Consider the following 17,240-nt stretch of genomic DNA (forward strand, 5'->3'; position numbering starts at 1 on the left):
TTATGTCTCATGATAATTTAAAAGAATTGACCTTCCGAGGAATGTTCCTTGGGGCGTTAATTACAGTGATCTTCACTGCATCTAACGTTTATTTGGGTCTTAAAGTGGGGATGACTTTCGCCTCCTCCATTCCAGCTGCCGTAATTTCTATGGCAATTTTAAAATTCTTCAAGGATTCCAGTATCTTAGAAAACAACATGGTGCAAACCCAAGCTTCATCAGCGGGGACATTGTCTTCTGTGATTTTCGTTCTTCCAGGTCTATTAATGATGGGTTACTGGCAGGAATTCCCATTCTGGCAAACTGTGCTTATCTGTGCCTCTGGCGGTACGTTGGGCGTACTATTCACTATTCCACTACGTCGTGCGATGGTGGTAAACAGCGACTTACCTTACCCTGAGGGTGTGGCTGCAGCCGAAATCTTAAAAGCGGGTAATAATGACGAAAGTGACAGTGGTGTAAAAGATATCGCTTATGGCGGTATTTTTGCAGGAACCGTTGCGTTCCTAACCAACGCATTACGTGTCATGTCTGATAGCGCAAGTGCATGGTTCTCTAACGGTAAAGCCGTTTTCCAATTACCGATGGGATTCTCTCTTGCATTAGTCGGTGCGGGTTACTTAATTGGTATCGTAGGCGGTCTTGCAATGTTATTCGGTACATTCCTCGCTTGGGGTGTGGCTGTACCTTATTTCACCGCAACCGGTGATATGCCAACCGATGCGTCCATCGTGAGCTACGCGATGACCGAATGGAAAACCAAAGTGCGCTTTATTGGTGTGGGCACTATCGGTATTGCAGCGATTTGGACATTATTAATCCTTCTCAAACCTATGATTGAAGGGATGGTTCATTCTTTCCGTATGTTAAAAGGCTCACAAGCTGAATCAGAAAATCGTATTGATATCGACTTATCACCAAAAACCATTATTTATATTTTATTGGCGACTGTTGGGTTAATCGTGATTTCCTTATATCACTTCGTTGCAGCCGCACCAATTTCTGCTGAACTTGCCGTGTTATTAGTCGTGGTTTGTACTCTGCTTGCGGTGTTAATTGGCTTCTTCGTTGCAGCGGCATCTGGTTATATGGCGGGATTAGTTGGTTCATCTTCCAGCCCAATTTCAGGTATCGGGATTATTTCCGTTATCGTCATTTCACTTGTTTTAGTGACCATTGGTAAAAGCAGTGGCTTATTTGAAACGGCAGACGGTCAAAAATTCTTAACCGCATTGACCTTGTTCACTGCATCTATCGTATTAACCACAGCTACTATTTCAAACGATAACTTACAAGATTTAAAAACCGGTCTTTTAGTTGAGGCAACACCTTGGAGACAACAGGTTGCGTTAATCATTGGTTGTTTCGTTGGTGCATTAGTGATTGCGCCGGTATTAGAAATTTTATACCATGCTTATGGTTTCACGGGTGCATTACCACGTCCAGACATGGATCCAACACAAGCACTTTCAGCGCCACAAGCAACCATTATGACCACCATTTCAAAAGGTATTTTCACCAATCAATTAGAATGGACTTACATTTTAAGTGGTGTAGGTTTGGGTGTAGTATTAATCATTATTGATGCGCTTATGCGTAAAACGAGTAACAGCCGCTTCGCGCTACCAGTATTAGCGGTTGGTATTGGTATTTACCTTCCACCATCAATCAATATGCCGGTTGTGGTCGGTGCGGTGATGACATGGCTTCTCACACGCAATATTAAGCGCTATGCAAAACGCACTAACGATACTGAAGTAGAGAAAAAAGCAGAACGTTTCGGTACACTTTTCGCGGCAGGTTTAATTGTCGGTGAAAGCTTAATGGGCGTTATCTTAGCCTTCATTATCGCGGCATCTGTAACATCTGGCGGATCTGAAGCACCATTAGCCTTAGCGTTAGAAAACTGGGATAATATAGGCGAATTACTCGGTCTTGCCGTGTTTATCTTCGGTGTCTTTATTTTCGTTTCTCGTGTATTGCGTGCGAAGAAATCGAAATAATGGATGAAAATAGGCTGTCCTCGGATAGCCTATTTTTCTAGGAGTTAAAGGTGTCAACTCAATCCCCTTATTTAAAAGCGATTATTATCTTCCCACTAGTTACGCAGCTGATAGGCAGTGTTATCGCTTATGTCCTTTTCGACCTAGACGACTACAGAGAAGGTTATTTCGACTCTGCGTTATTTGGTTTCTTGCTGACATTTTGGCCACTTACTGTTCCGGCAATAATCAATGCTTACGTTGCCAAATGCCGAGGCTATCTACGCCATCATTGGAAGAAAATTCTCCTTTTTTCATTTATCATTATTTTTTGTTATTGGAGTATCGGTAATGTCGCGATCGCACCGAATACGAAATACCTCACTGACCGTATATCCTTCATCTTAGGCGGCTCTGCTATCATGGCAATCTATACGACAATTTTCCTCTCCTTGTTATTACCGAAATCAAAGTAGAGAATAAATATGCAATTATCTCAATCTCTTCTCGATCAAGTCCGCTCGCTTGCCAATGAAGCGGGAAAACATTTGGCTCGTTTTTACCAACGGGATGTGGCAATACAAACCAAATCGGATAACACACCTGTCACAGAAGCGGATTTATTTGTCAGCCAGTTTTTAATTGAAAAACTGACCGCACTTTTCCCCAATATCCCTGTTCTTTCAGAGGAAAACTGCAATATTCCCTTTGAACAACGCCAAACTTGGCAAACCTATTGGTTGATCGATCCCCTTGATGGCACACAGCAATTTATTGATCGCACGGATCAATTTTCAGTGTTGATCACACTCGTACAAAATCATCAACCTGTACTGGGGGTCATTCACTTCCCTATTTTGAATACCACCTATTACGCCATGAAAGGTTTTGGGGCATTCAAACAGAGTGACAAAGAGATAAAAGCCTTACAACCACAAAAAATCGATCTCACGAAGCCGTTAAAAATCGCCGTAGGCGCCACCACTTCACAAGAAAAAGTGCGGTCAATTTTGGCGAAGAATTTGGTATGCGAATTTACGGTGGTCGGTTCGAGTAGTTTGAAAAGCGGTTTGGTCGCAGAAGGGGCGGTTGATTGCTATGTTCGTCTCGGTAAAACCGGCGAATGGGACACCGCGGGCGCTGAAATCTTATTAGCTGAAATCAATGGGGGAATTTTCGATCCACACTTTCAGCCACTCACCTATAACCAGCGTGAAAGTTTAATTAATCCAAACTTTGTGATGGTGTCAGATAATACACAAAATTGGGCATCTGTCTTTCAATTTAATTGATTGGTTCGATTGGTAAAGTGCAGTAATATATTGCATTATTTAAAAACGCTACTCGGAACAATAAGGAATAATATGCAAACAAATAATAACTGTATCGTAATTTTTGGTGCTTCTGGTGATTTAACACACCGCAAACTCATTCCAGCACTTTATAATCTTTTCAAATTTGGGCGTTTAAACCAATTTTCTGTATTGGGTGTTGCTCGCACAGAATTAAACGATGAGACTTTCCGTGAAAAAATGCGTGAAGCGTTACTTGAAACAGAAGAAACCACACCCGAAACGCTAGACGCTTTTTGTAGCCATCTCTATTACCAAGCGGTAAACACATCTGATGCGGCCGATTACGGAAAATTAGTCCCACGTTTAGAAGAATTACATACTAAATATCAAACGAATGGCAACACCCTTTACTATATGTCTACGCCACCAAGTTTATATGGTGTGATTCCAGAATGTCTTGCAGCTCATGGTTTAAACACAGAAGAAGAGGGTTGGAAACGTATTATCGTCGAAAAACCTTTTGGTTACGATGAAAAAACAGCACAAGAACTCGACGTTCAAATTCATCGTTTCTTTGAAGAACATCAAATCTATCGTATCGACCATTATCTAGGTAAAGAAACCGTACAAAACCTACTTGTTTTACGCTTCTCAAATGGCTTATTCGAACCACTTTGGAACCGTAATTACATTGATTATGTCGAAATTACGGGAGCCGAAGCCATTGGTGTAGAAGAACGTGGCGGCTATTATGATGGTTCCGGTGCAATGCGTGACATGTTCCAAAACCACTTACTACAAGTTCTCGCCATGGTTGCCATGGAACCACCTGCTATCATTAATGCGAACTCAATGCGTGATGAAGTGGCCAAAGTCATGCACTCTTTACGTCCATTAACGCAAGATGACGTTGAACACAACCTAGTACTTGGTCAATACACTGCAGCAGAAATTGATGGAAAAGAAGTGAAAGGCTATTTACAAGAAAAAGGCGTGCCTTCTAACTCTCGCACTGAAACCTTTATGGCATTACGTTGCGAAATCGAAAACTGGCGTTGGGCGGGCGTACCTTTCTATGTACGTACCGGTAAACGCTTACCGGCACGTGTGACGGAAATTGTGATTCATTTCAAAACTACTCCACACCCTGTATTCAGTCAAAATGCACCAGAAAATAAATTGATCATTCGCATTCAACCTGATGAAGCGATTTCAATGCGTTTCGGCTTGAAAAAACCTGGGGCAGGCTTTGAAGCCAAAGAAGTCTCAATGGATTTCCGTTATGCTGATTTAGCCGATGACCAAGTCCTGACGGCTTATGAGCGCTTATTGCTCGATGCCATGAAAGGTGATGCCACACTCTTTGCTCGTACCGATGCCGTTCATGCTGCATGGAAATTCGTTCAACCAATTTTAGACTACAAGGAAGCTGGCGGCCGAGTTCATGAATATGAAGCGGGCACTTGGGGACCAGTTGCGGCGGAAAAACTTATCGCGAAAAGTGGTCGCGTATGGCGTAAACCAAGCGGCAAAATGAAGAAAAAGGTTTAATCATTAATCGCAAGCCTTCTTCCCTACAAGCGGAAGAAGGCTTATATCCAATATAAAGAGAAGCAAACATGAACACCATCACCTTCCCAACGGCTCAACACGCGGTTGAAAAGATCGCCCAAGAATTTGTGATTTATAGCCAATTAAATCATCCTGTGCATATTTCCCTTTCTGGTGGTTCAACACCTAAGTTGTTATTTAAAACCTTAGCCAAAACGCCTTATGCGGAACAAATTAACTGGAAAAATCTGCATTTTTGGTGGGGTGATGATCGCATGGTTCCACCAACCGATTCAGAAAGCAACTATGGCGAAGTGCAAAAACTCTTATTCGATCATATTCAAATTCCAACGGAAAACATCCACAGAATTCGTGGCGAAAATGAACCGCACTTTGAATTAAAACGCTTCGAAGAAGAATTAAGTGCGATCATTCCAAACGGTGTTTTTGATTGGATCATTTTAGGTATGGGAACTGATGGTCATACCGCATCTCTTTTCCCACATCAAACCAATTTTGATGATGAAAACCTTACTGTCATTGCAAAACACCCTGAAAGCGGTCAAATCCGCATTTCTAAAACAGCCAAACTAATTGAACAAGCCAAACGCATTACCTATTTGGTCACCGGCGAAAGCAAAGCGGATATTTTAAAAGAAATCCAAACGACTCCTGCAGAAAATCTGCCTTACCCTGCTGCCAAAATTAAAGCAAAAAATGGGGTGACGGAATGGTATTTGGATAAAGTGGCGGCAGCATTATTGTAATACGCCCATCCAAAAAGGAACTTCGAGATGAAAAAAGTATTGTTATTAACTTTATTGCCTGTAGCTGCAATGGCCACCTCAATCAAAGCTATTGGAGAAAACTACCAAGATTGGGATTTAGTATGTGATAACACGGGCACTTGTCGTATGGCAGGTTATCAGGATGAAAGTAGTGACCCAGTTTCTATTTTATTTACTCGTGCGGCAGGCGAAAATGCTGCAGTGGAAGGAAAGTTCACTATTTTACCATTCGGAGAAGCCGACCGTGATGTTCAAGTCGGTCAAGATATTGAAATTTGGTTAAATGGCAAATCATTAGGCACAGTCAAGCATATTTCTGACGACGCGCCAGATAAGCTGACTGAAGAGCAAACTAAGGCATTACTTAGCGGATTGAAAAAAGAGAGCGAAATTCGTCTCACCTATGGGAAAACTACGCTTAAAGTATCAGATAAAGGCGCAGCGGCAGCCATGCTCAAAATGGATGAATTCCAACAGCGGTTAAATACGCCTTCCGCACTTATTCGTCAAGGTCAAGAAAAACATGCTGTATTAGCGCCAAAAGTTGAACCCAAAATTGATGCTGTAAGTGTGAAAAACCGCAAAACAATAGAATTAAAACTCGGTGAAAAACAATACGATAACGTGCTCGCACTGTTACGTAAAGCTCACGATGGCTGCGTTGATGAAGACTTAGAAAGCCAAGATATAACGATTTATCCGTTAACGCATAATAAGGTATTAGCTGAAGCGCTTTGTTTTAAAGGTGCTTATCAAAGCACCAACTACTATGCTGTACTCGATGACAAACTGAGCAACGTAGAACAAGTCTTAGCGGAGCAGTACAACGAAGCAGGCTATGATGAAAAACAAGGTTATGCGTTTGTAAGAGGTTCTTACAAAGGTCGGGCATTAGGTGATTGTTGGGCTGGGCAAGAAGCTGTTTGGAATGGCAAAATCTTTATCCGTACTTCAGAGTGGACAACAGGCTCTTGTAAAGGGCTTCCCGGAGGTACGTGGCAGTTACCTATTTTTGTTAGTAACGTCATCGTCAAATAAACAAACAACGCTTAATACAAGCGGTTAGATTTGATGAATTTTTTGCAAATTTTCTTTTAGGAATTTATAACATGAAAAAAATTATTCTTCTCTCACTATTACCACTCACTGCAATGGCTGCGCCATCGTTAAAAGGGTTTGAAAAGAATTATCAAGACTGGGATTTGATTTGTGATAATACCGGCACTTGCAATATGGCGGGCTATCAAGAAGGAGATGGTTCCGAACATCCTGTTTCGATTTTATTTACCCGAAGTGCGGGGGAGCAAACACCTGTGACGGCGCAATTGGCATTATTACCCGATGAACTGGGTAATAAAACGGCTGAAATTATCTTAAATGGTCAATCACTCGGTACGATCCAAAATTTCTCAGAAGAGGGAATTGCAAAATTAAGTGAAAAACAAACAACAGAATTACTCACAGCGCTAAAAGGTAATGCAGATATTGAAGTGGTGTTTGGTGAGTTCAAGGAAAAAGTCTCTGATAAAGGTGCAGCCGCTGCGATGCTCAAAATGGATGAGTTTCAACAACGTTTAAATACGCCTTCTGCACTTATTCGTCAAGGTCAAGAAAAACATGCGGTATTAGCGCCACAGGCTGCACCCCAAATTGATGCTGTCAGCGTGAAAAATCTCCAAACAACAGAGTTAAAGCGTGGCGAAAAACAGTTTGATGCTGTATTAGCGTTATTGCGTAAAAGTAATGGGACGAATGAAAATTCAGAGAATTACTGCCCTGAGTTGCATAAAGATGATACTTGGCGTGACGATATAACAATTCATACTCTTACCAATGGCAAAGTGTTAGCAGAGTCAATATGTTGGAGTGGCCCTTATCAATACTCTAATTATTATGCTGTTATGGATGAAAAACTCAGCAAAGTAGAACAAGTACTAGCAAGTCAATATAACGATGTTATGTATGATAATAGAAACCCCGTCTTAGCTGTAATAGGTTCATTTAAGTCGCGGGGGATTGGTGATTGTTGGATTAGGAAAGAAGCTTCCTGGAATGGCAAAATATTTATCCGTACTTCAGAATGGACAACCGGCTCTTGTAAAGGTTTTACTGGTGGTGCATGGCAATTGCCTATTTTTGTTAGTAACGTTATCGTAAAATAAAAACTCACGATTACTACAAGTAATTAGATTTGACGATTTTTTTGCAAATTTTCTTTTAGGAATTTATAACATGAAGAAAGTTATTCTTCTTTCATTATTACCATTTACTGCAATGGCAGCTTCAACATCAATCAAAGGTATTGGAAACTACCAAGATTGGGATTTAGTATGTGATAACACGGGCACTTGTCGTATGGCAGGTTATCAGGATGAAAGTAGTGACCCAGTTTCTATTTTATTTACTCGTGCGGCAGGCGAAAATGCTGCAGTGGAAGGAAAGTTCACTATTTTACCATTCGGAGAAGCCGACCGTGATGTTCAAGTCGGTCAAGATATTGAAATTTGGTTAAATGGCAAATCATTAGGCACAGTCAAGCATATTTCTGACGACGCGCCAGATAAGCTGACTGAAGAGCAAACTAAGGCATTACTTAGCGGATTGAAAAAAGAGAGCGAAATTCGTCTCACCTATGGGAAAACTACGCTTAAAGTATCAGATAAAGGCGCAGCGGCAGCCATGCTCAAAATGGATGAATTCCAACAGCGGTTAAATACGCCTTCCGCACTTATTCGTCAAGGTCAAGAAAAACATGCTGTATTAGCGCCAAAAGTTGAACCCAAAATTGATGCTGTAAGTGTGAAAAACCGCAAAACAATAGAATTAAAACTCGGTGAAAAACAATACGATAACGTGCTCGCACTGTTACGTAAAGCTCACGATGGCTGCGTTGATGAAGACTTAGAAAGCCAAGATATAACGATTTATCCGTTAACGCATAATAAGGTATTAGCTGAAGCGCTTTGTTTTAAAGGTGCTTATCAAAGCACCAACTACTATGCTGTACTCGATGACAAACTGAGCAACGTAGAACAAGTCTTAGCGGAGCAGTACAACGAAGCAGGCTATGATGAAAAACAAGGTTATGCGTTTGTAAGAGGTTCTTACAAAGGTCGGGCATTAGGTGATTGTTGGGCTGGGCAAGAAGCTGTTTGGAATGGCAAAATCTTTATCCGTACTTCAGAGTGGACAACAGGCTCTTGTAAAGGGCTTCCCGGAGGTACGTGGCAGTTACCTATTTTTGTTAGTAACGTCATCGTCAAATAAACAAACAACGCTTAATACAAGCGGTTAGATTTGATGAATTTTTTGCAAATTTTCTTTTAGGAATTTATAACATGAAAAAAATTATTCTTCTCTCACTATTACCACTCACTGCAATGGCTGCGCCATCGTTAAAAGGGTTTGAAAAGACTTATCAAGACTGGGATTTGATTTGTGATAATACCGGTACTTGTAATATGGCGGGTTATCAAGATGGTTCAGATTTGGTTTCACTTTTATTTAGGCGAGAAGCTGGTGAGAAAGCAGCAGTAAAATCTTCTTTAGCAATATCGGTAAATAATGAGAGCGATAAGGGCAAGCCTGTAGAAATTATGATCAATGGCAAATTACTCAGTGTCGTACCTAAAATGATCGATATTGACTCTAATGATAAACAAATCGCTGCACTCGATGATAAACAAACAGCTGCGTTATTAACTGCTTTAAAAGATAATGCCAATATTGAATTCATTTCTGGTCAATTTAAAGGCAAATTGTCGAATGAAGGGGCAAAAGCCGCGATGCTTAAGATGGATGAATTCCAACAGCGTTTAAATACGCCATCAGCGTTAATTCGTCAGGGACAAGAGAAACATGCGGTATTAGCACCACAAACCGCACCCAAAATTCAAGTTGCCTATATTAAAAACCCTAGCAAAACAGAATTAAAACGAGGCGAAAAACAATTTGATGCTGTATTAGCATTATTGCGTAAAAGTGCTGATAGTAGTGCAATTGATTACTGTTTGTCTCTTCATGATGATTCTGAACAGAAGACAATTACACTTTATTCACTTACGCAGGGAAAAGTGTTAGCTGAGGCAGTGTGTATCAGTGGTAGTGCAGCTTACACCGGCTATTATGCGGTCATGGACAATAAATTGAGCAAAGTAGAACAAGTATTGGAAGATCAATACACCTTTGCATATTATGATGAGAAGCTTAATGCTTTAATTGTAGAAGGATCATATAAATCTAGTGGCCTTGCTGAGAGCTGGTATGGCTACGAAGCAGCATGGAATGGCAAAACTTTCATCACTACAGCGGAATATACTTCTGGTTCTGGTAAAGGCTTTATTGGTGGTGCATGGGGTGGATTACCGACTTTTGTGAGTCATAGAACGGTTAAATAATTTATCTATTTAACCTTTAAAACCTGGAGTAACAAATGATTGACTATAAAATAAACTGTCCTATTTCAGTTAAGCAATTTATTGAACTGCTTAATAAAACTACGTTAGGAGCACGTCGTCCATTAGAAGATGAAAAACGTGTGGCGGCGATGTTACATCATGCCAATTTATTAGTCACCGCTTGGGATGGTGAACAATTAGTGGGCGTGGCACGTTCTGTGACAGATTTTGCCTACTGCTGTTATTTATCTGATTTAGCGGTTAATGAACAATATCAAAAACAAGGTATCGGCTTGCAGTTAATTGAACACACCAAACAGGCGTTACATCCACAAGCTAAAATTGTGCTTTTATCGGCTCCGCAAGCCGTGGATTATTATCCACATATTGGATTTACTCAACATATGAGTGCGTGGACGAAGAGTTAATTTATTAGAATGATATGGTGACAAAAATGAAAAAACTGTTTGTACTACTTACTTCAACTTTGTTATTTGCTTGTTCATCTGGTCCATCTTTAGATCAGTTAGCGGCACAAATGCCAAAAGATAATCGCTCAGTAATGCTTCAAGTTCCAGAAGCAGGAAACCCAGTTTCAAATGGAATGCTTGTAGCAACGATTAGAACCGCAGGTGGTACTTCAGGAAAACGACTCGTATCTCTTTTAGCTACAGATAATTTACACATTGGAATTGCAGGGAACAGTCAATCTGTGAATAAAGCAGTTGCTATGTATGGACTAAATAATGCAGAAAAGGTCGGTAAGGATGTATCTTTATACCTTGTTGGAGATAGTCAAAGTGATAAAGCAGATCTAGAAAAAGCCGCAAAAGCGAAAAATGTAGAAATGCATTACATTATGCAAAAATAAGATATAGATACATTAGATGCGGAGTGACTTTAATGTTGAATTTAGATAATAAAAAATTTGTTGCTGTTGAAAATACCGCAAATGGTGAGGTCAGTAGTCAAACAGAATTTCATTACCATCAACAAGGTAAAATGATTTGGGCAGAATATGGTGGCGGTGAAATTTTAAAAGGCTTTTTAATTGGAAAATGGATTGACGATACTCAAATTGAATTTACGTATCAACATTTAAATCAATCTCTAGAAAATCGTTTGGGGCGTTGCTGTACAACATTTTCTTTAGAAAAAAGTAAACTCGTCGGTCATGAAAAATGGCAGTGGCTAGACACGTTAGAGCAAGGCAGCTCTTTAATTAGAGAAATTTAAAAGAAATTTTGTTATAGAATATCAGAAACAAGGTATCGGCTTGCAGTTAATTGAACACACCAAACAGGCATTACATCCACAAGCTAAAATTGTGCTTTTATCGGCTCCACAAGCTGTAGATTATTATCCGTATATTGGATTTACGCAGCATATGAGTGCATGGACGAAGAGTTAAAAAACGTTTGGAAAAGTAACCGCACTTTTGTGTAGCGAGAAGATGGATTACTGATAGCACACGCTTCATAGCGTTTGCTAATGATATAATGAGAATATTACGAATGTTTAAAATAAATAAAGATTTTGATTTTCTTAAAAAGATTTTTTTGAAGTTTTTTCAGCAAAAACATATTATTAATCGTTTAAATGACATTGAACGATTAAATATTTCAGGATGGGAAATCTGGTTACAAGTTGAAATGCTTATTTTTCTCTGTGCACAAGATAATGTTCAAGAAGCTTATCGTGAAGAACGATGCTTTATAGATCAAAGAAAAGAGAAATTAAAATCTTTATGTGCCATTGATTTTATCGTTCGAGAGAAAGGTGCCCATAGCTTTATTCCTATAGAAGTAAAACAAAATATGGAGGCAGCTGCTTGTATCAGAAATATGATCAAAGATTTAGATAAATATAATAATATCAGACAACTTGAGTTACCTAGTGAAAGAGACCTATGGCTTATAGGTATACATCGTAAAGTAGAACAAGATTATTTATTTAAGTTAATTGATGAAAAACTAGATATAAATCATAAATATGTCTTTACACAAGAAATAAAAAATACAAATTTTATGTTTACATTATTTTAGTGAGAAATGCATGTGAAATATTTGCATTTTACATCCACAGTATGAAAAATTTATTACGGTGAGACAATCTCACCCTACAACAGGAGAAAACAATGTCAGTAAAAGGCGACATCGGTGTTATCGGCTTAGCCGTAATGGGGCAAAACCTCATTTTAAATATGAATGATCATGGCTTTAAAGTGGTGGCGTATAACCGTACCACTTCAAAAGTGGATGAATTTTTACAAGGTGCGGCAAAAGGCACGAATATTATCGGTGCATACTCTTTAGAAGATTTAGCTTCTAAATTGGAAAAACCACGCAAAGTAATGTTAATGGTACGCGCGGGTGATGTGGTGGATCAATTCATTGAGGCATTATTACCGCACTTAGAAGAAGGCGACATCATTATTGATGGTGGTAACTCAAACTATCCAGATACTAACCGTCGTGTAAAAGCATTGGCTGAAAAAGGTATTCGCTTTATCGGTTCGGGTGTTTCGGGCGGTGAAGAAGGCGCGCGCCACGGGCCATCTATCATGCCAGGTGGTAACCAAGAAGCATGGCCATATGTTAAACCAATCTTCCAAGCAATCTCTGCTAAAACCGAACAAGGTGAGCCTTGCTGTGACTGGGTTGGCGGTGAAGGTGCTGGCCACTTCGTGAAAATGGTTCACAATGGTATCGAATATGGCGATATGCAATTAATCTGTGAAGCTTACCAATTCTTAAAAGAAGGTTTAGGCTTAAGCTATGAAGAAATGCAAGCTATCTTCGCAGAATGGAAAAAAACTGAACTGGATAGCTACTTAATCGATATCACCACCGATATTCTTGGTTATAAAGATGCTGATGGTGAACCATTAGTTGAAAAAATCTTAGATACGGCAGGCCAAAAAGGGACTGGTAAATGGACGGGTATCAACGCATTAGATTTTGGTATTCCATTAACCTTAATCACTGAATCCGTCTTTGCTCGTTGTGTCTCTTCATTTAAAGATCAACGTGTTGCCGCTAATCAATTATTTGGCAAAACAATTCAACCGGTTGAAGGCGATAAAAAAGTGTGGATTGAAGCGGTACGTAAAGCCTTATTGGCGTCTAAAATCATTTCTTACGCACAAGGCTTTATGCTGATTCGTGAAGCCTCTGAACAATTTGGCTGGAACATCAACTACGGCGCAACGGCGTTATTATGGCGTGAAGGTTGTATTATCCGTAGCCGTTTCTTAGGTAACATTCGTGATGCATACGAAGCGAACCCAGATTTAATCTTCTTAGGTTCAGATAGCTACTTCAAAGGCATTTTAGAAAACGCATTAAGCGACTGGCGTAAAGTGGTGGCAAAATCGATCGAAGTGGGTATCCCAATGCCTTGTATGGCCTCTGCGATTACCTTCTTAGATGGCTATACTTCAGCACGTTTACCGGCAAACTTATTGCAAGCACAACGTGACTACTTCGGTGCACATACTTATGAGCGCACTGACAAACCACGCGGTGAATTCTTCCACACCAACTGGACGGGTCGCGGTGGTAATACTGCATCCACCACTTATGATGTGTAAGTAAAAAACTCGTGATAAACTCACCGCACTTTGTTCGCATAAAGTGCGGTTTATTTTTACCTTATTTTGGAGAAACCTATGTTACCTCAATCACGCTTAGATAAAATTTCAGAAATGGAAAATCTTCTCAATGAAGCAGAGAGTTTCTTAGCCGAAGCAGAACAATTTCTTGAAAAATGGCAAGCCTTCTTACCAAAAATGAAAACCTTAGAACACTATTATTTTGATGGTGACTGGCGAGAAGATTATCAAGCTTATGAGGACGGTAAGATTCCTGAGGATATGCCTTGTGGTGTATTAAGTGAAGATTTAGTATTTAATGCAAGTACAGGACACCATGGATTGGCGATTGAATATTTGAAAGTAGTTGCGAAAATATTAGATCAAGCTAAAGATTAATATTCAATATATTTAATTGTTCAAAAAAACATCGAAAAACGCATATTTTTGAACTTTCATTCATCTCTGTTTGTCTTAGGGATTACTATCAATATGGATAGTTTTATATGTTAAACACGGAGAGATCCTATGAAATTAATTGGAAAATCACTTGTTATCGCGATGACTGTTATTTCTCTTGCAGCATGTGGAAATATGAGTCGCACTCAAAAAAATACAACAGCTGGTGCCGCTATCGGTGGTGCAGCAGGCTATATGCTTGGTGGTAATGCCGCAACCACATTAGGTGGTGCCGCATTAGGTGGCGTAATCGGTAGCCAAGTCAATAAATAGTCAAAAAAATAACCGTACTTAATTAAGTGCGGTTGTTTTTTATTATTTCTCGGCTGTTTTTTCTGCGCTAGGTTTACGGCGTTTGCCAATATTTTTCGTATCTTTATGACGAAGTTTGGCTTTTTTCTTCACCTCTGATTTTTTCTTTTCTTCACGCTTTTCTTTAATACGCGCTTTTTGCTTTTTAGACATGGATTTCACTTCACCATCTTTCGGTGGTTTAGTGCGAGGTTCTAGACCTTCTAAAATACGCGCTTTTAAAAGCTCTTCCGTGTAGCGTTTGATTTTACCGAGTAATTTGTAATCATGTGCTTCGACAAAAGAAACAGCGGTGCCTTTTTTCCCTGCACGAGCCGTACGACCAATACGATGCAAATAGGTATCTGCACTATAAGGTAAATCGAAGTTCATGACGTGTGTCACATCATCAATATCAATGCCACGAGCAGCCACGTCAGTAGCCACTAACACAGTGACAATACCTGATTTCAATTTATCAATGGCATTATTACGTTGCGTTTGCGCCATATCGCCTTGTAAATAAGTAGAACGAATGCCACGTTTACGTAAAGTTTCTGAAAGTTCTCGTACATCTTCACGACGACGCACAAACACAATGCCACGGCTCACGTTCTCGGTTTCGATAAAACGCGCAAGCAACTTGATTTTATGCTCATTGCTATCGGCATGATAATACCACTGGTTGATTTTTTTACGCTCACGACGGCTTGGCTCTGCATCGATTTTTACTGGGTCATTCAATAAACGTTCTGCAAAATCAACTAACAACTCCCCTTCTAATGTGGCAGAGAAAAGGAGGGTTTGTTTACGCCAACGCGTTTCAGCGGCAATTTTCTCCGCATCTTGCCCAAAGCCCATTTGCAACATACGATCCGCTTCATCAAAAATCAGCATTTCTACCGCACGACAATCAAAGTTTTCTTCTTTGATGTATTGCAATAAACGTCCCGGCGTTGCCACCACGATATCCTGATTTGAATTAAATACTTCCCCATGATTTTGATACGCCACACCGCCGGTAATGGTTGCAATCTTCAAATGCGTGAATTGCGCCAACTCTTCCGCTTGCTCTGCAACCTGCATCGCTAACTCACGGGTTGGCGTTAAAATTAAAATGCGAGGCGCCCCTGGTTTACGACGCGGATAATCCAATAAATGCTGAATTGCTGGCAATAAAAATGCAGCCGTTTTACCCGTGCCTGTTGGTGCAGAACCAAGCACATCACGTTCTTCCATAGCAGCAGGAATCGCTTCTAATTGAATGGCAGTTGGACGGGTATAGCCTTTCTTTTCTAAGGCTTTCAATAATTCGGGGGAAAGATCGAATTCTTCAAATGGGGATAAATTCATTATTTTGCGTTAATTTGTTAAAATTGGGGCTAATTATACCTGAAAGTGCGGTCATTTTCCGCAAGATTTTATGAGCAGCTTTACCTTTAAACAATTCCATATTAATCAACAACATTGTGCAATGAAAGTCGGTACGGATGGCATTTTACTGGGTGCTTGGGCGGATGTGTCTGATTGTCAGCGAATTCTTGATATGGGAACTGGCACAGGCTTGGTTGCACTAATGCTCGCCCAACGAAGTCATGAGCATTGCCAAATTGAAGCCGTTGAACTTGATCCCCTTGCAGCACAACAAGCACAAGAAAACTTCCAGGCTTCGCCATGGCACAATCGCCTTCATTTAACATGCCAAGACGTGCAAACTTATTGCCAACAAACAGCACATCAATTTGATTTAATTGTGGCTAACCCGCCTTATTTTGCGCAAGGTGTGGAATGTAAAAATGACGAACGAGCGCTTGCCCGTTATGTTCAACAAAGCCATTTAGATTGGTTAAATTGGGCGGCGAGTTGTTTATCCGAAAAAGGGAAGATTAGTTTTGTCTTGCCTTATGAGGCGGGAAAAACATTGATAAATTCAACCGCACTTTATTGTATTAAGCAGACAGATGTCATTACAAAAACAGGGAAAGATCCACAACGAATGTTACTCACGTTTAGCCGAGAGCATGTACCACAGGTAAAAGATAGCTTAGTGATTTATAACGAAAACAATCAATACACCGAAGCATTTATTGCGTTGACGAAGGCATTTTATTTAAAAATGTAAGGGCATATTACTATGCCCTTTTTTATTGATGTGATTAGTGGCTTTCCACTTTGACGAGTTTCGTCCAGTTGTAATAACCATACAATGAGTTTAGTAAGTAAGCACTATACATTAAATACATCGCTGGCTGCCCTTGCCAAAGCAAAATGGAAAGCACATTTAAGACAATCCATAATAACCATTGCTCACGATAACGCAAAATCATCAATAATTGCGCCGCTACAGTGATAATTGTGGTTAAACCATCTAGCGTTGTAGAACTTCCACCCGCTGCTTTTAAAGCCTGTACAAAACAGAGGGTACCAATTCCAACACTCACAAGCAAAATTGCCCAACCTTTCGGTGTTAAGGCTTTGGCTATCACACTTTCACCACCATTATCGTTTTGCATGTTTTGTTTCCACATGAAATACCCGATAAATTGTGATGGGATATATACATAGAGTGCGGTATTCATTTCACCAAGAAAATTGCTTCCCCAGGAGACATAAAAGTAGGTATAAGCAAAAATAAGCCCAAAGAAATAGTTACTAATTTTTCCTTTACTCACCAATACCACACAGAGAATACCTGCAATACCCGAAATCATGCCTAATGGGCTATCCGGCATAAGAACATAAGCAATAATTTGTGCAGCAAGGAAAATAACTACCCATACCACTTCAAAAGGTTTCCAACCTGATAAAAATTCTTCTTTAAGTCGTTCTGTCCAATTCATGGAACACTCCTGTTTTATGAAAAAGTACGTCATTTTTACACCGCA

19 protein-coding genes and 1 pseudogene are annotated in these 17,240 nt (G+C 39.9%); 18 read left to right on the top strand and 2 right to left on the bottom strand.

Translation table 11 applies throughout. The features are described from left to right. Positions 1-2 precede the first annotated feature (2 nt). The 17 genes and pseudogenes from QP437_RS07765 (at position 3) to QP437_RS07845 (ending at position 14,337) form a co-directional block, all read left to right on the top strand. Positions 3-2,003: an OPT family oligopeptide transporter gene (locus QP437_RS07765; RefSeq protein ID WP_285267483.1), complete on the top strand. Its 2,001-nt coding sequence runs from the start codon at positions 3-5 to the stop codon at positions 2,001-2,003. 50 nt (positions 2,004-2,053) lie between these two features. Beyond that, positions 2,054-2,458, top strand: a complete 405-nt coding sequence (locus QP437_RS07770) for a hypothetical protein (RefSeq protein ID WP_285267484.1) — start codon at positions 2,054-2,056, stop codon at positions 2,456-2,458. 9 nt (positions 2,459-2,467) lie between these two features. Further along, positions 2,468-3,274 carry a 3'(2'),5'-bisphosphate nucleotidase CysQ gene (cysQ, locus tag QP437_RS07775; protein WP_285267485.1) on the top strand — a complete coding sequence of 269 codons (807 nt, stop codon included), beginning with the start codon at positions 2,468-2,470 and terminating at the stop codon, positions 3,272-3,274. Between the two features lie 72 nt (positions 3,275-3,346). Then, the gene (gene zwf, locus QP437_RS07780; protein WP_285267486.1) at positions 3,347-4,828 is read left to right on the top strand and encodes a glucose-6-phosphate dehydrogenase; all 1,482 of its coding nucleotides are present in this window, start codon (positions 3,347-3,349) and stop codon (positions 4,826-4,828) included. 68 nt (positions 4,829-4,896) lie between these two features. Then, positions 4,897-5,595: a 6-phosphogluconolactonase gene (gene pgl / locus QP437_RS07785; RefSeq protein ID WP_285267487.1), complete on the top strand. Its 699-nt coding sequence runs from the start codon at positions 4,897-4,899 to the stop codon at positions 5,593-5,595. Positions 5,596-5,622: 27 nt separating this feature from the next. After that, positions 5,623-6,654, top strand: a complete 1,032-nt coding sequence (locus tag QP437_RS07790) for a DUF1176 domain-containing protein (protein WP_285267488.1) — start codon at positions 5,623-5,625, stop codon at positions 6,652-6,654. A 71-nt stretch (positions 6,655-6,725) separates the two neighbouring features. Continuing rightward, complete coding sequence (locus QP437_RS07795; protein WP_285267489.1) at positions 6,726-7,778, top strand: DUF1176 domain-containing protein; 1,053 nt, start codon at positions 6,726-6,728, stop codon at positions 7,776-7,778. 70 nt (positions 7,779-7,848) lie between these two features. Further along, positions 7,849-8,883 carry a DUF1176 domain-containing protein gene (locus QP437_RS07800; RefSeq protein ID WP_285267490.1) on the top strand — a complete coding sequence of 345 codons (1,035 nt, stop codon included), beginning with the start codon at positions 7,849-7,851 and terminating at the stop codon, positions 8,881-8,883. A gap of 71 nt (positions 8,884-8,954) precedes the next feature. After that, positions 8,955-10,013 (top strand): DUF1176 domain-containing protein, encoded by a 1,059-nt coding sequence (locus tag QP437_RS07805; protein WP_285267491.1) that lies wholly within the window; start codon positions 8,955-8,957, stop codon positions 10,011-10,013. 35 nt (positions 10,014-10,048) lie between these two features. Next, on the top strand, positions 10,049-10,441 hold the full coding sequence (locus tag QP437_RS07810; RefSeq protein WP_178165139.1) for a GNAT family N-acetyltransferase: 393 nt from the start codon (positions 10,049-10,051) through the stop codon (positions 10,439-10,441). Between the two features lie 26 nt (positions 10,442-10,467). Then, the gene (locus tag QP437_RS07815) at positions 10,468-10,884 is read left to right on the top strand and encodes a hypothetical protein (protein WP_032822542.1); all 417 of its coding nucleotides are present in this window, start codon (positions 10,468-10,470) and stop codon (positions 10,882-10,884) included. Positions 10,885-10,916: 32 nt separating this feature from the next. Next, on the top strand, positions 10,917-11,249 hold the full coding sequence (locus tag QP437_RS07820) for a hypothetical protein (RefSeq protein ID WP_005630565.1): 333 nt from the start codon (positions 10,917-10,919) through the stop codon (positions 11,247-11,249). A gap of 16 nt (positions 11,250-11,265) precedes the next feature. Further along, positions 11,266-11,424, top strand: a pseudogene (locus tag QP437_RS07825) (GNAT family N-acetyltransferase); the annotation flags it as partial. A gap of 103 nt (positions 11,425-11,527) precedes the next feature. Beyond that, complete coding sequence (locus tag QP437_RS07830) at positions 11,528-12,058, top strand: hypothetical protein (protein ID WP_285267492.1); 531 nt, start codon at positions 11,528-11,530, stop codon at positions 12,056-12,058. A 92-nt stretch (positions 12,059-12,150) separates the two neighbouring features. Beyond that, the gene (gene gnd, locus QP437_RS07835) at positions 12,151-13,605 is read left to right on the top strand and encodes a decarboxylating NADP(+)-dependent phosphogluconate dehydrogenase (RefSeq protein ID WP_049364697.1); all 1,455 of its coding nucleotides are present in this window, start codon (positions 12,151-12,153) and stop codon (positions 13,603-13,605) included. 78 nt (positions 13,606-13,683) lie between these two features. Next, positions 13,684-14,004, top strand: a complete 321-nt coding sequence (locus tag QP437_RS07840) for a DUF4298 domain-containing protein (RefSeq protein ID WP_285267493.1) — start codon at positions 13,684-13,686, stop codon at positions 14,002-14,004. Between the two features lie 129 nt (positions 14,005-14,133). Further along, positions 14,134-14,337: a hypothetical protein gene (locus QP437_RS07845; RefSeq protein WP_005699726.1), complete on the top strand. Its 204-nt coding sequence runs from the start codon at positions 14,134-14,136 to the stop codon at positions 14,335-14,337. 42 nt (positions 14,338-14,379) lie between these two features. Here the strand turns inward: QP437_RS07845 and srmB are convergent, their stop codons facing one another. Further along, positions 14,380-15,708: an ATP-dependent RNA helicase SrmB gene (gene srmB, locus QP437_RS07850; RefSeq protein ID WP_285267494.1), complete on the bottom strand. Its 1,329-nt coding sequence runs from the start codon at positions 15,706-15,708 to the stop codon at positions 14,380-14,382. Positions 15,709-15,778: 70 nt separating this feature from the next. Here srmB and QP437_RS07855 point away from each other — a divergent pair, with 70 nt between their 5' ends. Then, complete coding sequence (locus tag QP437_RS07855) at positions 15,779-16,477, top strand: tRNA1(Val) (adenine(37)-N6)-methyltransferase (protein WP_285267495.1); 699 nt, start codon at positions 15,779-15,781, stop codon at positions 16,475-16,477. Between the two features lie 34 nt (positions 16,478-16,511). On the opposite strand, the gene pnuC is transcribed toward QP437_RS07855, so the two are convergent. Then, positions 16,512-17,195: a nicotinamide riboside transporter PnuC gene (gene pnuC, locus QP437_RS07860; protein ID WP_285267496.1), complete on the bottom strand. Its 684-nt coding sequence runs from the start codon at positions 17,193-17,195 to the stop codon at positions 16,512-16,514. Positions 17,196-17,240 lie beyond the last annotated feature (45 nt).

Source organism: Haemophilus sp. UMB1048 (assembly GCF_030218125.1).
GTDB lineage: Bacteria > Pseudomonadota > Gammaproteobacteria > Enterobacterales > Pasteurellaceae > Haemophilus_D.

Bases quoted from the DNA above. Each gene is read 5' to 3' on its own strand.
- QP437_RS07795 (WP_285267489.1), top strand. From the start codon at position 6,726: ATGAAAAAAATTATTCTTCTCTCACTATTACCACTCACTGCAATGGCT.
- QP437_RS07855 (WP_285267495.1), top strand. From the start codon at position 15,779: ATGAGCAGCTTTACCTTTAAACAATTCCATATTAATCAACAACATTGT.
- cysQ (WP_285267485.1), top strand. From the start codon at position 2,468: ATGCAATTATCTCAATCTCTTCTCGATCAAGTCCGCTCGCTTGCCAAT.
- QP437_RS07800 (WP_285267490.1), top strand. From the start codon at position 7,849: ATGAAGAAAGTTATTCTTCTTTCATTATTACCATTTACTGCAATGGCA.
- QP437_RS07830 (WP_285267492.1), top strand. From the start codon at position 11,528: ATGTTTAAAATAAATAAAGATTTTGATTTTCTTAAAAAGATTTTTTTG.
- zwf (WP_285267486.1), top strand. From the start codon at position 3,347: ATGCAAACAAATAATAACTGTATCGTAATTTTTGGTGCTTCTGGTGAT.
- gnd (WP_049364697.1), top strand. From the start codon at position 12,151: ATGTCAGTAAAAGGCGACATCGGTGTTATCGGCTTAGCCGTAATGGGG.
- pgl (WP_285267487.1), top strand. From the start codon at position 4,897: ATGAACACCATCACCTTCCCAACGGCTCAACACGCGGTTGAAAAGATC.
- QP437_RS07805 (WP_285267491.1), top strand. From the start codon at position 8,955: ATGAAAAAAATTATTCTTCTCTCACTATTACCACTCACTGCAATGGCT.
- QP437_RS07815 (WP_032822542.1), top strand. From the start codon at position 10,468: ATGAAAAAACTGTTTGTACTACTTACTTCAACTTTGTTATTTGCTTGT.
- QP437_RS07765 (WP_285267483.1), top strand. From the start codon at position 3: ATGTCTCATGATAATTTAAAAGAATTGACCTTCCGAGGAATGTTCCTT.
- QP437_RS07790 (WP_285267488.1), top strand. From the start codon at position 5,623: ATGAAAAAAGTATTGTTATTAACTTTATTGCCTGTAGCTGCAATGGCC.
- srmB (WP_285267494.1), bottom strand. From the start codon at position 15,708: ATGAATTTATCCCCATTTGAAGAATTCGATCTTTCCCCCGAATTATTG.
- QP437_RS07840 (WP_285267493.1), top strand. From the start codon at position 13,684: ATGTTACCTCAATCACGCTTAGATAAAATTTCAGAAATGGAAAATCTT.
- QP437_RS07820 (WP_005630565.1), top strand. From the start codon at position 10,917: ATGTTGAATTTAGATAATAAAAAATTTGTTGCTGTTGAAAATACCGCA.
- QP437_RS07810 (WP_178165139.1), top strand. From the start codon at position 10,049: ATGATTGACTATAAAATAAACTGTCCTATTTCAGTTAAGCAATTTATT.
- QP437_RS07845 (WP_005699726.1), top strand. From the start codon at position 14,134: ATGAAATTAATTGGAAAATCACTTGTTATCGCGATGACTGTTATTTCT.
- pnuC (WP_285267496.1), bottom strand. From the start codon at position 17,195: ATGAATTGGACAGAACGACTTAAAGAAGAATTTTTATCAGGTTGGAAA.